Source organism: Rhodopirellula sp. UBA1907 (assembly GCF_002337565.1).
Taxonomy (GTDB): Bacteria; Planctomycetota; Planctomycetia; order Pirellulales; family Pirellulaceae; genus Rhodopirellula; species Rhodopirellula europaea.
Window position 1 is genome coordinate 13,322 of sequence record NZ_DDGH01000058.1, and the last position, 16,593, is coordinate 29,914.

General features: G+C 56.5%; 9 protein-coding genes and 1 pseudogene. 4 read left to right on the top strand and 6 right to left on the bottom strand.

What is annotated here, in order from left to right; genetic code table 11:
- The 3 genes and pseudogenes from B2R17_RS12810 to priA all read right to left on the bottom strand — a co-directional run.
- Window positions 1-315 (bottom strand): annotated as a pseudogene (locus tag B2R17_RS12810) (hypothetical protein); the annotation flags it as partial.
- Window positions 312-938, bottom strand: a complete 627-nt coding sequence (locus tag B2R17_RS12815) for a hypothetical protein (RefSeq protein WP_286764288.1) — start codon at window positions 936-938, stop codon at window positions 312-314. The pseudogene B2R17_RS12810 and the gene B2R17_RS12815, both read right to left, overlap by 4 nt.
- Before the next feature lie 230 nt (window positions 939-1,168).
- The gene (gene priA / locus B2R17_RS12820) at window positions 1,169-3,553 is read right to left on the bottom strand and encodes a replication restart helicase PriA (protein ID WP_286764289.1); all 2,385 of its coding nucleotides are present in this window, start codon (window positions 3,551-3,553) and stop codon (window positions 1,169-1,171) included.
- Between the two features lie 513 nt (window positions 3,554-4,066).
- Between priA and B2R17_RS12825 the strand changes: the two genes are divergently transcribed.
- A complete protein-coding gene (locus B2R17_RS12825; protein ID WP_286764290.1) occupies window positions 4,067-4,492 on the top strand; it encodes a hypothetical protein in 426 nt (141 codons plus the stop codon).
- A gap of 355 nt (window positions 4,493-4,847) precedes the next feature.
- On the opposite strand, the gene B2R17_RS12830 is transcribed toward B2R17_RS12825, so the two are convergent.
- The 3 genes from B2R17_RS12830 to B2R17_RS12840 all read right to left on the bottom strand — a co-directional run bounded on the left by B2R17_RS12830 (window position 4,848) and on the right by B2R17_RS12840 (window position 9,507).
- Window positions 4,848-5,813 carry a hypothetical protein gene (locus B2R17_RS12830; protein WP_286764291.1) on the bottom strand — a complete coding sequence of 322 codons (966 nt, stop codon included), beginning with the start codon at window positions 5,811-5,813 and terminating at the stop codon, window positions 4,848-4,850.
- A gap of 116 nt (window positions 5,814-5,929) precedes the next feature.
- Window positions 5,930-7,885, bottom strand: a complete 1,956-nt coding sequence (locus B2R17_RS12835; RefSeq protein WP_286764292.1) for a sulfatase-like hydrolase/transferase — start codon at window positions 7,883-7,885, stop codon at window positions 5,930-5,932.
- Window positions 7,886-8,259: 374 nt separating this feature from the next.
- Window positions 8,260-9,507, bottom strand: a complete 1,248-nt coding sequence (locus tag B2R17_RS12840) for an Nramp family divalent metal transporter (protein WP_339887449.1) — start codon at window positions 9,505-9,507, stop codon at window positions 8,260-8,262.
- Between the two features lie 382 nt (window positions 9,508-9,889).
- Between B2R17_RS12840 and B2R17_RS12845 the strand changes: the two genes are divergently transcribed.
- The 3 genes from B2R17_RS12845 (at window position 9,890) to B2R17_RS12855 (ending at window position 16,434) form a co-directional block, all read left to right on the top strand.
- Window positions 9,890-12,955 (top strand): PSD1 and planctomycete cytochrome C domain-containing protein, encoded by a 3,066-nt coding sequence (locus tag B2R17_RS12845; protein WP_286764294.1) that lies wholly within the window; start codon window positions 9,890-9,892, stop codon window positions 12,953-12,955.
- Window positions 12,956-12,979: 24 nt separating this feature from the next.
- Window positions 12,980-14,359: a DUF1501 domain-containing protein gene (locus tag B2R17_RS12850; protein WP_286764296.1), complete on the top strand. Its 1,380-nt coding sequence runs from the start codon at window positions 12,980-12,982 to the stop codon at window positions 14,357-14,359.
- Window positions 14,360-14,625: 266 nt separating this feature from the next.
- A complete protein-coding gene (locus B2R17_RS12855; RefSeq protein ID WP_286764295.1) occupies window positions 14,626-16,434 on the top strand; it encodes a thioredoxin family protein in 1,809 nt (602 codons plus the stop codon).
- Window positions 16,435-16,593: the final 159 nt, after the last annotated feature.

Here is a 16,593-nt window from a genome sequence, read left to right on the forward strand (position 1 = left end):
ATCTGCTCCCGCCAAAGGCTGAGCGATGAACACTACCCGCCGCTTCTCTGCTGTCGCCAACCGCAATGCACGAATACAGGTGGGCGGATGCAGGTATGTAATGACACGAGTCATCGCGTCCATGCCACCCAAGGCAGCCGGATACGCATCGACCACCAATGATTGAGACGGATCAACAAAGAACGGCTGAAGGTCTGGGAAGATGGATGCCAGACGCGACATCTTGTCCGTTGGTTTCTGTGCTTCGATGACGCGAAACTTGAAAGGGTCCAACGAGGTGGAACCAGCCGAGTAGGAAAGGATTTTGCCGTTCATGCTACCGCCGCCAATCCGAGTGAGTCGGCTCTTGATAGCGAACCAGTTTCACCAAACGAACCGCAACACATCTCAACGAGTGCGGGCTGATCCGATTGTTTGGCGAGCTCGGCAAACATGTCCTGGCAATACGAACGTCCCCTCGCATCGGCCGCCATCAACAACACAATGCTCTGCGTTTTCAACTCCGGATGAACGAAATCAAATCCCGGCAGATAAGTGAATCCCATCCGCCGATAAAAGGCTTTCATACGAACATCAGCATTCGCGATTGAGATCCGATTCCCATTTGCCAATTGATGCGCCCAAGAACCACGCACCAGCGTTCGAAGTGCTGCAATGGGCGTGCTCGGTCCACGTCGAATCCGCAATTTGCACGACGCGAATAATTCATCGCCATGATGTTCCAACAGGACCGTTGGGTAATGGTCTTCGCAATCCAACCGACCATTCGCGGCGGCCAACATTGTCAATGTGCCGAGCGGCTGACCTTGCCACATCAAGATGTAATGGTTGCTGTATTCGTCGTAGTGATAGAGGGTTTGCTCGGCCCCATCACGACGAATTTCTTGAACCACATCGAACAGCGGATCGGCTGTTCCAAAACAATGCAACACATCCATGTGTCGATTCCAAGTTAGTTAGGAGAGTTGCAGATTCCCTCCCTCATCTGAAGGAAGTTCAACAACCTTCGTCAGTAGCACCCCTTGGAAACGTCAAGCAATGTGAAAATTAGAAAGCGCCGATTTGCGCATGCGGCCAACCGCAAAGACCATATCGAAGCCGTGATCGCAACAAAGCACCAACGATTACGTGGTTCAAAAATCAAAAAGCCAATCTGCTTACACCACCATCACATCAAATTGACGGGATCAATATCGACCAAGAACTCGATTTCCTCTTTGGGATCGACCTTAAAATCCGCCAAACCTCGCCGGATGACTTCGCCGACGACCGCTGCTTCCGTGGCCTGAAGCAACAAGTGAAACCGATACTTGCCGCTGATTTTGACGATCGGTGGTGGTGCCGGACCAAGAATACGGACCTCCGCATTGAGTAAATCGCGAGCCTTTTCCAAGCGATCCACAATCGCATCGGCCACAGATTCGGTTTTGTCTTCCAGTGGACCGCGAATGATGATCCGCGCCACGCTGCCCAGCGGCGGGTAATTGAACTTCTTGCGGTTGACCATTTCGTCCTCGACGAACTTCAAATAGTCGTGCCTCGCCGCGGCTTGAATCGCTGGGTGCTCCGGCGTGAACGTCTGCACGATCACTCGGCCGCCACGATCGCCACGGCCAGTTCGCCCAGCGACCTGGGTGACCAACTGGAACGTTCGTTCGGCGGCTCGAAAGTCAGGGAAATGCAACGCTGAGTCCGCGTTGATCACGCCAACCAACAACACGTTGGGAAAGTCCAAACCTTTCGCGATCATCTGCGTGCCGAGCAACACATCGATCTCGCCGGCACGAAACTCCGACAGCACCCGTTGGTGACTGCCCGCCCGCTTCATCGTGTCGCTATCCATCCGAGCAATGCGGGCATCGGGGAAGCGAGCCTTGGCTTCCATCTCCAATTTCTGCGTGCCCAAACCGCCGTAGCGAATCCCATCGAAGCGACACGCCGGACACCAAGGCGGCGTCGGGATCGTGTAATCGCAGTAATGGCACATCGCCTTGCCACCGTCACGGTGATGAGTCAGCGGCATGTCACAATCGGGACATGCACACACGGTGCCGCAAGCGGGACACTGGATCGTCGTCGCGTAACCACGTCGGTTGAGCAACAGAATCGCTTGGCCTTTTTCTTTCAGCGTTTCCAGCACCGCTGCGTGCAAGGGTCGGCTGATCGCGCCGCCCTTGCCGCGTTCCTCTTTGACTCGCAAGTCCACCAGTTGGACATCTGGCATCGGACGATTGCCAACACGCTCCGACATCGTGACCAGTTCCGCGTGCCCGGTTTGCGTCGCATGCCAAGCTTCCATCGACGGCGTCGCGGATCCGAGCACCAATGGAATGCCCAGTGCCATCGCTCGGGCGTGAGCCACCTTGCGAGCGTGATAGCGAGGCTGCTTGTCTTGTTTGAACGAGGTGTCGTGTTCCTCGTCGATCACGATCAGTCCCAAGTTCGGCAGCGGCGCAAACACGGCGCTGCGAGGCCCGATGACGACTTGGACTTCTCCTCGACGAATCCGCTGCCAATGGAAGTGACGTTCCGATGCGGACATTTGGCTGTGCAACACCGCGACGTTCTGGAAACGATCTTCGAATCGCCCACGGGTTTGTGGGGTGAGGCTAATCTCGGGCACCAACACGATCGCCGATCCGGCTTGCTTGACGACGTGTTCAATCGCCTGGATGTAGACCTCCGTTTTGCCACTGCCGGTCACGCCGTGCAACAACAACGTCCGCCCGCGGCCGCTGTCGACCGCTGAATTGATCCGAGACAACGCGTTCTCTTGTTGCGCCGTCAGCTCATGCGTTTTTCTGGCTTCGCCATCGTTGGACTGAGCCCGAATGCGGATGTTTTGGCTGAGCTCTCGTCGCACTTCGGGGATCAAGAACTCTTTCTTTCGCAGACGCCGAATCGGGTCCTCGGTGCATTCAGCCATGATCGCGATTTCGGCCGCGGTCATCGGCCGATCTTGAGCAATCAGAAACCGCATCGCCGACTGCTGCTTGGACGGCAGCTTGGCAATCTGCTCTTCGGTCAGCCCTGCAGCCGGTCGAAAGTAAGTCGTCTTTCGCGTGCCCGCGTTGTCGCGAACACTGGCGGGAATCAACGTGTCAAAAACTTGGCCAGCCGGAACTTGGTAGTAGTGAGCGATAAACATGACCAAGCGAACCAGGGCCGCATCGCACAGCGGTTCGTCGTCGATGACTTCGGCCACGTCGCGAAGTTTTTGCTGTGCCGCGTTGCCGGTCTTGATCGACACACACCAACCCGGAGTGGGCTTTTTCCGATGCCCCAGCGGCACGCCCACACGCATCCCAGGGCGGAGGACATCCAGCAATTCGTCCGGGATTCGGTAATCGTAGGGCCCGTGTGGCGATCGAGCGAACACGATTGACGCGAGCTGAACGTCCTCGCCGACCGTCAACTCCCACGGGGGAGGATCGGTTTCGAACAATTCGTTCTGGGTTGGTTCGGACGAGTCAGCGGGCACGGGTGCGGCGGCAAAAGGAGGGAAGTGCAAAATTGATTCGCCCAGATCGGGCATCGATGAATCAGACAACATAGCGTGTGAGCTCCTTTTCTTCCCGGCGGGCGCAAGATAACCCATCTATCATCGCCTCACCCCGTGACACGTCTGGTCACCCGCCATTTCCTCGCGGCACGGTTCTCCCACCTGCCCTGCCCTTCCCCGCCTTCGTTGATTTGCCTTTTCTTTCTCGGGGCTTCCACCCCGAGCTATGAACGCGGACTCCTCCGGAGCCAATCCGCCTCGGTCGGGGTCGTCGTCACGGAAGCCACCGCGGAGCGGCAAAAGACGGTAGCCGGGGGTCGCGAAACGCACCCCCGGAACAAAAACGAACTCACCAAACTGACCCCTACGGGGTCAAAGAACGTCACCGAAGAAGAACGTTGCCCCTCGTTGTGACACGACAATTCGCGTGGCACAGAAGCACTCCATCCAATCAGGGCGGCTCCATCATGCCATCCGAATTCCGTCGAGCCACTACACTGGTTCTCAGAAAGCTATGCGTTGACAGAACATCACCCCAGCCCAGTGCATCCACGGAGCCGCAGAGTGCCCACGATTCTGAGAAACAGCCTGGCTGTCGTCGCGGGCCTCTTCCTGGGGAGCGTGCTCAACATGGCGATTGTCACCGTCGGCCCGATGGTGATTCCGCTCCCCGACGGGGTGGACATGTCGAACATGGACCAGTTCGCCGAGAATCTCAAGCTTCTCAAACCAGCGAACTTCTTCGCACCATGGCTGGCTCACGCTTTGGGCACGCTCGTTGGCGCATTCGTTGCCGCCAAGATCGCTGCGAGCCACAAGATGAAGTTCGCACTTGGCATTGGAGCGTTCTTTTTGCTGGGCGGCATCACGATGGCCGCGAGCTTCGGCGGCCCACTCTGGTTCATCGTCTTGGACTTGGTTGGAGCGTACTTGCCAATGGGATATCTGGGTGGAAGTCTCGCCGGACCAACGAGACCACAACCGACGTGATCTGAAATACATTTCGACGGCCCCGTTCGGGGCGGCTGGATGGTTGTTGATTGTCCTCTCGGGGCTTTCCGCCCCGAGCTATGAACGCGGACTCCTCCGGAGCCATGCAGGAACGTTCGCCCCGGATGGGGCCATCGCATCCGACCACCGCGAAGCGGTGAAAGATGGTAGCCGGGGGTCGCGAAGCGCACCCCCGGAGATCAAAACAGGAAAACTGACCCCGATGGGGTCAAAGAACCACGCCGCGGAGACACGTTGCCTCTCGTCGTAATACCACTGTTCGCGTGGCACAAAATCGTTTCCTGCGGACGGCTGGTACCATCTTGCTTCCGGAGTGGAATCCCTCGAATTGTTGTCACTCGAATCGGTAGCCTGCTCGACTCCACCTCTGTAGCAGCCATCCGTGTAGCAACAACATGCCGGCGGCATCCAGGACAATTGCGAACAAAGTCCCGGCATCCAACGAAGTCGCCTGTGCACCATCGAAAATCATTCCCACAAACCTTCCTGCCACCGACAGACTCAGCCCAGCCAGGATCAGTACAAACGGAATCCAAACAACACGCCTGCGGAACCAGTTCACAGCAGCAAGCATGCACAACGAGTTCGCAAATGCTGAACTCAACAACCCCGCAATTTGTCCTACATCCGAATCGGGATAGCCTCCAGCAAAACCGCTGGCACTGTAAACCTCACGCGTCCATCGCAGCAGAACAAAGATCAAGGCGGACACCAATGTTGCCAACATCAATGTTGCGATTGAGAAGGACTCTCGCCGTGAACCTGCCGAGGCTTGTGTTTCGGATGCTTCCACTGACCCAACATTCTTATCGTCTCGATCACAATTCGACTCGGTGGATTGTCCGGTGCGAGATGCTAGATCAACGATGTGAGCCGTGTTGAACACCCCAGTTGCCACGATAGCGAACCAGTGCGTTGCGATACCAGCCAAGCCGTATCCCAAACTAATTAGACTGGCGGGGACAAAACCAATCGAACCAGACGTCGCCCGAAAAATACTGGTGATGTATATCCCCAGCAGGTAAACGAACAACAACAAGAGTGCGGTCTGCCATCTCCCTGGTGTTCTGGGTCGCCAATGCCACCAGATCACAAGCTGTGTTGTAAACACGCCATAAAAAATTCCGTGCAGTGAATAAGTGAAGTACAGCAGGAACCAATAGAGGTCCGATGGCTGCCAATAGAATTGTCGCACAACGGCGTAAGTCAGCGTTGCCAATGACGGAAACAACAACATCGCGAAACAGGACCAGTTTCGGTTGCGTTTACGAAGAGCGATCCAATTTTCAATCGAATTCATAGATCAGCCTTCAATCTTGAAACGCACTACTCAGCAAGACAAACGAAACAAACCCTGGCCGCACAGGCACGAACGAACACGTGATTTCGCCCCGCCCTGCCCTTTATTTGGTCCCGCTATTTGACAGTGTGGTTGGTGCCGTTCAATTCGTTGAGAGCGCGGTTGATCACGCGGACGGTGTACTTGCCATCGGCGTATAACTTTCGCTTTGGCTTGAGTGCTTCTCGCATCGAATTGATGACCGGCAACGCTTTCTCATCGATCTCGTCGAGCACTATCGCAGCTTGCAGTCGCTCCCACTGCGCTCCGTCCGCCAATGTCTCCGCGAGAACAGCAAGAGCCTTGCTCGTGGCTTCGGGATTGCCGGAATGGCAAAGCGCACGCGCCGCTGCGACTCGTACCGTCGCGGATTCGTCGGCAAGCCGTTCTTGCAGATCCATCAAATACGGCAGCTTGTCGATCTCGCCGCGAGCGAAAACGTTTCCGATCCCAGTTGCTCCCCAATAACGCACTGCAGAATCTCTGTCGTCGAGTGCGGCTCGCATTTCAGGAAGAGCTCCGGGGCCTTCGGATGCGGCGAGAGCCGATGCGGCGACACGATTCGCGAGCTCGCTGTCGTCCGATTGCCGCAAGACGGCGTACTGACTTCCCAGTTCATTGGCGCGTTCGGCGAGAATCGGCTCTGGGATGAGCCCCAAGTCCTTGGTGCGGGTCACCCACTGCTCGTGCGCCGCACGCATGCGATGGAGCGCCTCCGTATGATCCGAAGACGACGCGAGATTGTGGATCTCATGAGGATCATTCTCGAGGTCGTAAAGCTCTTCGGTGGGTTTCGTTCCGCGGAAGAAAGGCATGGCTGCTTGTGGCAACGTTCCGGCCTGCTCAGCCTCGCGAATCGACCGCATCGTTTGCCCCTTCTCGGGCGTGTTCATGTATTGAAAGTAAGGCTTCAACGGTTCGTAATTGCGGATGTATTTGTATCGCTGATCACGCACCATTCGAATGATGTCGTAACGTTCGTCCATCCGATCGCGAGCGCCGTAAACGTAGTCCCGGTCGACGGCCTCCAGCTTGCTCAAAGGACTGGTCAGGAACGGCTTGCCTTGCATGGGCTTCGGAACATCCAGCCCCGCCAAATTCAAGACGGTGGGACCAAAGTCGATTGAACTCACCAATCGGTCATCGACGACCCCGGCGGCCTTGCCGTTGGATCGAAACTTGGCCGGGATACGAATGACCAACGGGATGTGCGTGCCGGAGTCGTAGAGCCAACGCTTCGCTCGCGGGAGCCCAACGCCATGGTCGGACCAGAAGAACACGATGGTGTCTTCGTCCAATCCGTCAGCATGGAGTTGGTCGAGCAACCCGGCCACCCAATGATCGAGCGCCGTGATCAGTTCGTAGTTTCGCTTCCAGTCTTCACGAGCGGCTGGCGTGTCCGGACAATACGGCGGGAACGTCGAGAGCTCGGAAGCGTTCTGCCGTTCACTTTCGGAAAGGCCTTCGGTGACGGACTTGTATTTCGAATCATTCTCGATTCCAGATTCGTGGCAGCCCGTGAAGTTGAAAACAGCAAAAAAGGGCGTGTCCTGGTCCGGTCGATTCCGCCAGTGAGCCTTGTTGGACGACTGGTCCCACGAACCTTCCGGAGTCGCGAATTGATAATCCTGCTTGGAGTTGTTGGTGCAAAAGTATCCCGACTCACGCAAATAGGTTGAGAACGGCTGGATGCTCTTCGGAAGCTTCGTTTGGCAACGCATGTGCTGCGTCCCAAGAGTCGTTTGATACATCCCGGTGATGATCCCGCTGCGACACGGGGCACAAACGCCGGCGGTGGTGAACGCGTTGGAGTATCGAATGCCTTCCTTGGCGAGTTGATCGATGCGTGGCGTGATGGCATGCGGGTCACCATAGCAACCGATGTGGGGACTGATATCTTCTGCGGAAAGCCAGAGAATATTGGGGCGGTCGCCCGCTTCAACCGTCTGAAACAAGGGCGTTGCCGTCAACAAAAGTGCGACCATCATCGGCACGCGGGCGTCTTGGAATCGTCGGATGGCTACCTGCCACATGGAGTTGGCTCTTTGTCTTGGAGGTCGTGCAGTTTGTTGATGCAGGTATTTATGCTGCTTTCGCGCACCGTACCTCTCCCGAAACGAAGTTTGGGGGGAGGTCGAGCGACGCCGTCCAGGCGTACGCGAGGGAGGGGGCCAGGCATGGGAGGTGGCGCGCGTTGCCCTTGTATGGTTGCAGATGCTCCCCCGGAAATCTCACTGAACGCTCGTTTCCCGACCCCTCCCGCTGCGCGGGCGGGGTTTGCAAGACGTCACGAACACAGCACTCAAATACTGCACGACCTCCTTGGAGGGAGGGAATGCGGGTCTCTGCATCGTAGCTGCAGCAGCACGCTCAAGCGAGCGAGTTGAAGCGCTCGAACCGTGAAAGATCAACCTGCGAAGAGAACGCTGCCGAGGCTACGTAACCCAAGAACAGTGACGACGACAACCGTTAGCACGCCGAGCGTGTTAGCAATCCATTGATTGCGGTGCTTGCCGAGTAACGCCGCATTGTTCATGACCGCGAGCAAGAAGATAGCGAGCAAAGGCAACAGCAATCCGTTGGCGACTTGAGCAAACGTGATGATGTCCGTGGGCTTGGAACCGCTGGCGGCGAACGAAGTGCCAAACACAATCACGGTGGTGAAGACCGTTCGCAGCCGCCAGTCTTTCAGATCGATGGGCCAGCCAAAACAACCGGCAGCGGCGTAAGCGGCGGCCAGCGGAGCGGTGATGGTGCTGGTCAACCCCGCGGCAAACAGCCCCACACCGAACAGCCATCTCGCATGGTTGCCAAGCAGCGGTTCGAGTTGTCGTGCGGCGTCGGCAAGGTTCGTGAATCCGGCATCACTCCTGAAGAAAGCGGCGGCGGCCGTGGCCATCACGGCGGCGGTCACCAATCCGCCCAAGCCCACACTAAGGATCGTGTCGCCGCGGCTTTGCTGAATCGCGTCGCGAACGGTTTCGTCGCTGACGGATTCCTTCTCGCCGGACCATTTCTCGGCCGATGCGGTGGCGTGGAGAAACAGGTTGTAGGGCACGACCGTCGTGCCGATGATCGCCAAGACTTCTTTCAATCCGCCATCGGGGATGGTCGGCTTGATCCATCCCAGCGCGAACGATCGCCAATCGATCGGAACACTGAACGCGGTCAATAAAAACACGCTGCTCATCGTCACCACCAACGCGACCAAAATCCGCTGCAGCGATCGATAGTGGCCGATCATCAAGATACCCCAGGCTGCCAAGCCGATCACGATCGGCAGGACAGCTTGTTGCTGCATTCCCGTTGCGGCTGAAATACCCACCGCGGCACCGGCGATATTGCCCGCTTGGTAGGCAGCGTTTCCGACGATGATTGCCGAGACGACCAGCACAATGGCCAATCCACGGGCGAACGCGTTGCGGATGGTTGGACGGATCGCCTCCCCCAAACCACGACCGGTGACGATCCCCAATCGCGACGCCATTTCTTGAAAGACGATCGTCGCGATCACAGAGAAACCCACCGCCCACAACAGTGTGTGGCCAAAGTTGGCACCTGCCGTCGTGGCTTTGGTGACGGTCCCCGGCCCAATAAAAGCTGCCGTGACGAGCAGGCCGGGACCGAAACGACGAAAGAACTTGGGAAGCTTCATGCCCGCTAAGGTAACCAATGACATCGCACACGTCCCGAGGCATCCGTCTGACGCGAAGTCAACCATTTGGTCGGCATTTAATCAGTGATCAAGGTCCCTAATCCGCCGCGTTTGCCAACCAGGATTTGTCAGCGTTTGGATTGGAAATCGGCAAGCTCGGCTGAGAGCAACCCGGTGCACCTCGGACGCCAGCGGAGCGATGGGAAGTGCCGATTCCACCGGAAGAACTTCCAAAGCGGGGGGCACGAACTTCGCCGCCAGTGAAGCACTCGAGTGATTGTGAGCCCTTTCGTTTACACTACATGAATCGCAACGTCGTGATTGCGGCGATGCGTCCCCGACCAGCCGATTCCCTCCCCACCAAACCATTCGGACTTCTTGAATGCGTTCCCTCCTTGGTCTGCTACTAACCATCGCTTTCGCGGTCGGTTTTGTGGAAAACGTTGTTTCGGCCGAACCGAGCGATGAGGCTCAAATCGCTGTTTCCGCGACCGATCGTCCACTCTCGTTCAATCGAGACATCCGACCGATTCTGACGGACCGCTGTTTTGCTTGTCACGGACTCGATGCAAACACTGTTGAAGCAGGACTGCGATTGGACGTTCGCGAAGCGGCAATGGAGTTTGGTGCAATCGTTCCCGGGGACGCAGAATCGAGCGAGATCTTTTTGCGGATCACGTCTGACGATGACGACCTCGTCATGCCTCCATCGGAATTGCACAAACCTCTCAGCGACGCCGAGATCGACTTGGTGCGTCGTTGGATCAACGAGGGTGCACCGTACGAACTTCACTGGGCCTACCCCCCTTTGCCACGCAATGTGGCGCCGCCTGCTGTGAGCACAACATGGGGAGAAAACTGGATCGATCAGTTTGTGGCCCGCGGACTGCAAGACGCGTCGGTGCCCCCATCGCCGAAAGCGGACCCGACCACATTGATTCGTCGGTTGTCGCTTGATCTGACTGGCCTTCCACCGACACCCGAGGAAGTGGAAGCGTTCGAAAAGGACCACAGCAACGAAAGCTATGAACGACTTATCGACCGCCTGCTATCGTCAAGTCGTTTTGGCGAACGCATGGCGATCTATTGGTTGGACTTGGTGCGATACGCCGACACGGTGGGGTATCACGGCGATCAAAACGTTTCGCATTCACCGTATCGTGACTACGTGATCGACGCGTTCAACAGCAACATGCCGTACGACCAGTTCGTTCGTGAGCAACTTGCCGGCGACCTGCTTCCCAACCCCACGATCGATCAATTGGTAGCCTCGGGATACAACCGATTGAATCAAACGACGGAAGAGGGTGGCGCGCAACCCAAAGAGTACCTTTCGATCTACTTTGCCGATCGTGTTCGAAACGTGTCCCAGGTTTTCATGGGAGCAACGGTGGGGTGCGCTCAATGTCACGATCACAAGTATGACCCTTACACCGCAAAGGATTTCTATTCTCTCGGTGCGTTCTTCGCTGACATCGAAGAAAGGGGCAAGTATTCACAACGTGAACGGCCTCCACAGATCCCGGTTCCCAACGAAGAACAGCAGGCACAACTCGATGCCTTGCGACTAAAAGTGACACAAGCCGAAACCAGCCTTGAATCGATCACCCAAGAGCAATTGGCGTCCCTGCCTGAATGGGAAGCCCGGGCGATTGAATCGATCAAACAATCAAAATCCCAAGCTGAAGAACACACCTGGGTCGATGACCAATTGTCAGCAGGTGGAACAAAGTCGGGCGAATGGAATCATGTGACCGCCGATCAACATCCGGTGTACAGCGGAGAGACTTCGCGGCGTCAGACCGGCAACGGAGTCATCCAGCACCTGTTCACTGACGCGAAGGAACCAATCGAAGTCAAAGCGAACACGGAGTTGTTTGCGTGGGTCTACCTTGATCCTCAGTCGCCGCCAAAAACAATCATGTTGCAGTGGCACGGCGGCCCAGATGATCCAAGCGGTTGGGACCACCGGGCATTTTGGGGAGACGACAAGGTCGGGTTTGGTGCCAAGCCTCAAAGCTGGCACGGACACAAACGCATGGGAGATTTGCCCGAAGCTGGAAAATGGATCCGCCTAAGTGTGGCGGCCGCTGACGTCGGCTTCGTACCTGGCAAGACCATTTATGGAATGGCGTTCACCCAGTTCGATGGCATCGTCCACTGGGACCAGGCGGGCTGGATTGAAACGGACGGTTTTCCGAGCGAAGTCCGGGCTGCTTTGCTGGTTGATGTGGAGGCGAGAACAAAAGATCAGATCAAGCAACTGCGTGACTACTTCGTTGAGCATGACCCGCTGATCACGGAGCAAGCAGAAACGTTGAAGCTGGCTCGAGCACAGGTCTCTGAGTTTGAAAAATCCATCCCGACCATGGTCATCTCACGAGCCGTTGCACCGCGTGAGATCCGAATCCTTGACCGCGGAAATTGGATGGATGAGTCGGGGGAAATCGTTCAGCCAGCCATCCCCGAATTCTTGGGCGAACTTCAAATCGGCGAACGACGCGCCACCCGTCTCGATCTCGCCAACTGGCTCTGTGACAGCGAAAACGTTCTGACAGCTCGGACGATGGTGAACCGTCTTTGGTACTTGATGTTTGGACGAGGGATCTGCTCCAGCGTCGATGACCTGGGTGGACAGGGCACCTTTCCAAGTCACCCCGAATTGCTGGATCACTTGGCCGTGGAATTGATTGAATCCGGTTGGGACATTCAGCATCTTCTAAAACAAATCGCGATGAGCGCCACGTATCGTCAAACCTCCAACGCATCGCCCGATTTGGAGGCACTCGATCCTTTCAACGAATTGTTCGCGCGGCAGGGGCGGTTCCGAGTCAGTGCTGAAATGGTCCGCGACACGGCGTTGATGATCAGCGGTTTGTTGGTCGAGGAAATCGGTGGACCGAGCGTGAAGCCGTATCAGCCGGAGGGTTACTACGATCAGTTGAACTTTCCCAGACGAAATTACGTCCCGGATCAAGGCGACAACCAATATCGACGCGGTCTCTACACGCACTGGCAACGGACGTTCCTGCATCCGATGCTGAAAGCCTTCGACGCCCCCAGCCGAGAAGAATGCACCGCGATCCGTGCACAATCCAACACCCCGTTGCAGGCCCTCACACTACTGAATGATCCGACATTTATCGAAGCCGCAACGATGTTCGCCAGTCGAATCATGCGTGAGGGCGGCACCACGGTCGATGAACGCATCGAGTGGGCATATCGAACCGCTGTTTCGAGGCCGATCGATGCGGTCATTGCGGAAGAGCTTCGCACAATCCAAACAGAACACCTCCGACATTACGTTCAAGAACCCGACTTGGCCAAGGCTTTGGTTTCCGCCGGGGAACAGAGTTCGACGGCTGAGTTGGATCCGGCCGAATGGGCATCCTGGACGAGCGTCGCTCGAGTCATCCTCAACCTTCACGAAACCATCAACCGGTATTGATTCACCATGGCAATTCTTCCAGCTATGACCGATGATCATCTCGCCCGGCGAACGTTCTTGAAACGTGCCGGCGTTGGATCGGTTGCGCTTGCGTCGATGCTGAATGAAAGCACGTCGCTGGCATCCGAAGGCATTCACCACCCACCTCGAATCAAACGCGTCATCCATCTCTGCATGGCGGGCGGCCCCAGTCATTTGGAAACGTTTGATCACAAGCCTGAACTGGCTCGACTCGACGGTCAGCCGATGCCAGAGTCGCTGACCAAGGGCCAGCCGATTGCACAATTGCAAAACCGCGCCCTGCGCGTCTTGGGTCCCCAGCACGCGTTTGCAAAACATGGCAAGAGCGGTCTGGAGATTTCATCCGTGTTGCCGCATTTGTCCAAGATGGCGGATGACTTGTGCGTGGTGAAATCCATGCACACCGAGCAGATCAACCATGATCCGGCCCACACCTTTTTCAACACGGGCACGGCAATCAGTGGTCGACCGTCGATGGGGTCTTGGGTGTTGTACGGACTGGGCGCCGAGACACAGGACCTGCCTGGTTTCATCGTCTTGACCAGCGAAGGAGGCGGCCAAAGTCAACCGATCAGCTCCCGACAATGGCACTCAGGATTTCTGCCCAGTCGTGTGCAAGGGGTTCAAATGCACGCATCCGGAAATCCAGTTCACTACGTGGGTCGTCCTGCGGGAGTCAATCATTCGCAACAGCGTGACATTGTCGATGCGGTCGCGCGGATCAACATGCATCGCAACGAATCACTACATGACCCGGAAATCGCAACACGCATCAGCGCGTATGAAATGGCTTTCCGAATGCAAACGTCGGTACCTGAGCTAACCGACATGTCCGATGAACCCGACCACATCGTGAAAATGTATGGCTGCAAACCTGGCGATGGGTCCTTCGGCAGCAACTGCTTGATGGCGCGTCGTTTGGCTGAACGCGGTGTGCGTTTTATCCAGCTGTACCATCGCGGTTGGGATCACCACGGCGGTGTGAAGCGTGGCACTGAAAAGACCGGCTCACTCGTCGATCAAGGCTCCGCCGCCCTGATTCAAGACTTGAAACAGCGAGGCATGCTGGACGACACCCTGATCGTTTGGGGTGGTGAATTTGGCCGGACACCGATGGCCCAAGGCGATGGACGCGATCACCACATCAAGGGCTTCTCGATTTGCTTGGCCGGTGGCGGAATCAAGGGTGGAACCAGTTACGGTGCGACGGATGAGTTCGGCTACAACGCGGTGAAGAATCCTGTCCACGTCCGTGATTTCCACGCAACGATGTTGCACATGCTCGGGATTGACCACAACCGCTTCACGTACAAGTTCCAAGGCTTGGATTTCAAACTGACCGGCGTCGAAGAAGCCCATGTGGTCGACGGTATCCTGAGTTAGCCGCCACGGCGCGTTGTTCCTGCCTCGTCAGCTCCACCGCAGCGTCATACGCTGCCGAAACTTTCGCAAAGTCGTCTGGCGGAACAAACTTTCCCATTCGCGCGTGCCAGTCCTGTACACTACCCGGCCTTGTCTTGCATGCCATTCGGCGTGCCCCGTTGCCGCAAACATGAAGTGGGTGCATGGTTCCCGATCAAATCCAAGGGACCGCGATCGGTTCGTATCGTGGTCGACGCGCTGGTTTGATATCTGCGAACGCTGTTTGCATGCTTTTGGTCTGCATCCTGTTGCCGTTCGCTTCCAATCAAGGATTTGCCAACGACTCTTCGCACACCGGAGTGCTGAAAGGTCTCGACCTGGATGGCCGGTTGATTCGATTGGGACAGTCCAACGACACCAAAGCCGTCGCGGTCGTCTTCTTGTCCACGCATTGTCCAATCAGCAACGGTTATTTGCCGTTGCTCAATGAGTACGCATCGGAATACGGCGAACAAGGCATCGAGCTGGTCGGTGTGATTTCCGATCCGTCGGTGACTCGATCGGACGCGAAAAAGCATAGCGTCGATTATCGAGTTGAGTTTCCGGTGCTGTTTGACGGTTCAGGCGAATTGCGTTTGGCTCTTTCACCAACCCATACGCCCCAGGCGATGTTGATTCGGCCGAACGGCAAGATGCTTTACAACGGTGCGATTGACGACCGGCATGTTCAAGTTGGCCGCAAGAAGGATCACGCTGCGAAGTCTTATTTGCGAGATGCGATCCGCGCCGTCATCGCTCGACGTCCGGTGGACGTGCCGAAAACCAAACCCATCGGTTGCTTGTTGGAGGATCCGCCGAACAAAGCGATCGAAGGCGAGGTGACTTACGCACGCGATGTTGCGCCGGTGATCCAAGCGAACTGCGCAGGGTGTCATTGCCAAAACGGGTCGGCTCCGTTTCCGTTGTTGAGCTACAACGATGTCAGTGGTCATGCCAACCAAATTTTGGAAGTGACGCATTCGCGGTTCATGCCACCATGGAAACCGGCCACTGGGTTCACGCGATTTCAAGATGAACTACGGTTGACCAACCATGAGATGTCATTGCTGAACATTTGGGTTCGCGACGGCAAACCGGCGGGCGACCCGAAGGATCTTCCGGCCCCTGTGCCGACATCGAATGGTTGGCCACTGGGTGAACCGGATTTGGTCTTGGAAATGAGCGACACGTTCTCGATCCCATCCAGCGGCCCTGACATTCGCCAGTACTTCGTCATCCCAACTGGTTTGAAGCAACACCGGTTGGTCAACGCGATCGATTTTCATCCTGGGACGCCTCAATCCGTTCACCACGCCAGTTTCTTTCTGGATACCAAAGGAAAAGGACGACGATTGGACCAATCGGATCCAGCACCGGGGTACTCCAGTTTTGGCGGGCCACGCTTTGAACCCGAAGGCACGCTGAGCAGTTGGTTTCCAGGAATGAGCCCCCGACGATTGCCTGAGGGTATGGGACGTTTTGTGCCAAAGGGCAGCGATATCGTGGCGGAAATCCACTACGTCACAACCGGCAAACCACATCAAGACAAGTCGAAGATTGGGATCTACTTCGCGCCGCCGTCGGCCAAGAAGATCGTCACCGAAGTCCAAGTCGGCAACAAGCGAATCCGTATACCGCCGGGCGAAAATCACCACTTGCAACGCGCGACGTACACATTGCCCGTGGACACGGTGTTGCTGGATGCGGTGCCGCACATGCATATCTTTGGCCGCGAAATGAAAGTTTGGTCGAAGTCACCCGATGGCGAGGCCAAACCGTTGTTGTGGATCAAAGACTGGGACTTCAATTGGCAAGGCAAGTATTCGTTTGCCGAACCCGTGCGATTGAAGAAGGGAACGATCCTTCACGTGGACGCTTGGTATGACAATTCAGCCAACAACCCGTTGAACCCAAACTCGCCGCCCAAGCCGGTCTCGTGGGGTGCCGACTCCACCGACGAAATGTTGATCTGTCATTTCCAATGCACCTGCGAAACGATGGGTGAATTGAACGAATTGATTCGACACCAAAAGAAACACATCGCCGATCGACAATAGTCGGCCGGACAAGGATTCGTCCCGGCTTTCAACAGATCGGCAGGAAGGATCGGGCACAACCACATCAGCCGCCTGGGCGTTCGCCTGGACTGCGAAATGGTTGGTGTTGTGGAACGCATTCGTTTGCACAAGTTTTCATCCCGGTAGGGATGTCAGATG

What these genes read in the sequence shown, in the direction of transcription:
- B2R17_RS12840 (WP_339887449.1), bottom strand. Translation starts at nt 9,507, where the DNA reads ATGAAGCTTCCCAAGTTCTTTCGTCGTTTCGGTCCCGGCCTGCTCGTC.
- B2R17_RS12835 (WP_286764292.1), bottom strand. Translation starts at nt 7,885, where the DNA reads ATGTGGCAGGTAGCCATCCGACGATTCCAAGACGCCCGCGTGCCGATG.
- B2R17_RS12855 (WP_286764295.1), top strand. Translation starts at nt 14,626, where the DNA reads ATGCTTTTGGTCTGCATCCTGTTGCCGTTCGCTTCCAATCAAGGATTT.
- priA (WP_286764289.1), bottom strand. Translation starts at nt 3,553, where the DNA reads ATGTTGTCTGATTCATCGATGCCCGATCTGGGCGAATCAATTTTGCAC.
- B2R17_RS12850 (WP_286764296.1), top strand. Translation starts at nt 12,980, where the DNA reads ATGACCGATGATCATCTCGCCCGGCGAACGTTCTTGAAACGTGCCGGC.
- B2R17_RS12830 (WP_286764291.1), bottom strand. Translation starts at nt 5,813, where the DNA reads ATGAATTCGATTGAAAATTGGATCGCTCTTCGTAAACGCAACCGAAAC.
- B2R17_RS12845 (WP_286764294.1), top strand. Translation starts at nt 9,890, where the DNA reads ATGCGTTCCCTCCTTGGTCTGCTACTAACCATCGCTTTCGCGGTCGGT.
- B2R17_RS12815 (WP_286764288.1), bottom strand. Translation starts at nt 938, where the DNA reads ATGGATGTGTTGCATTGTTTTGGAACAGCCGATCCGCTGTTCGATGTG.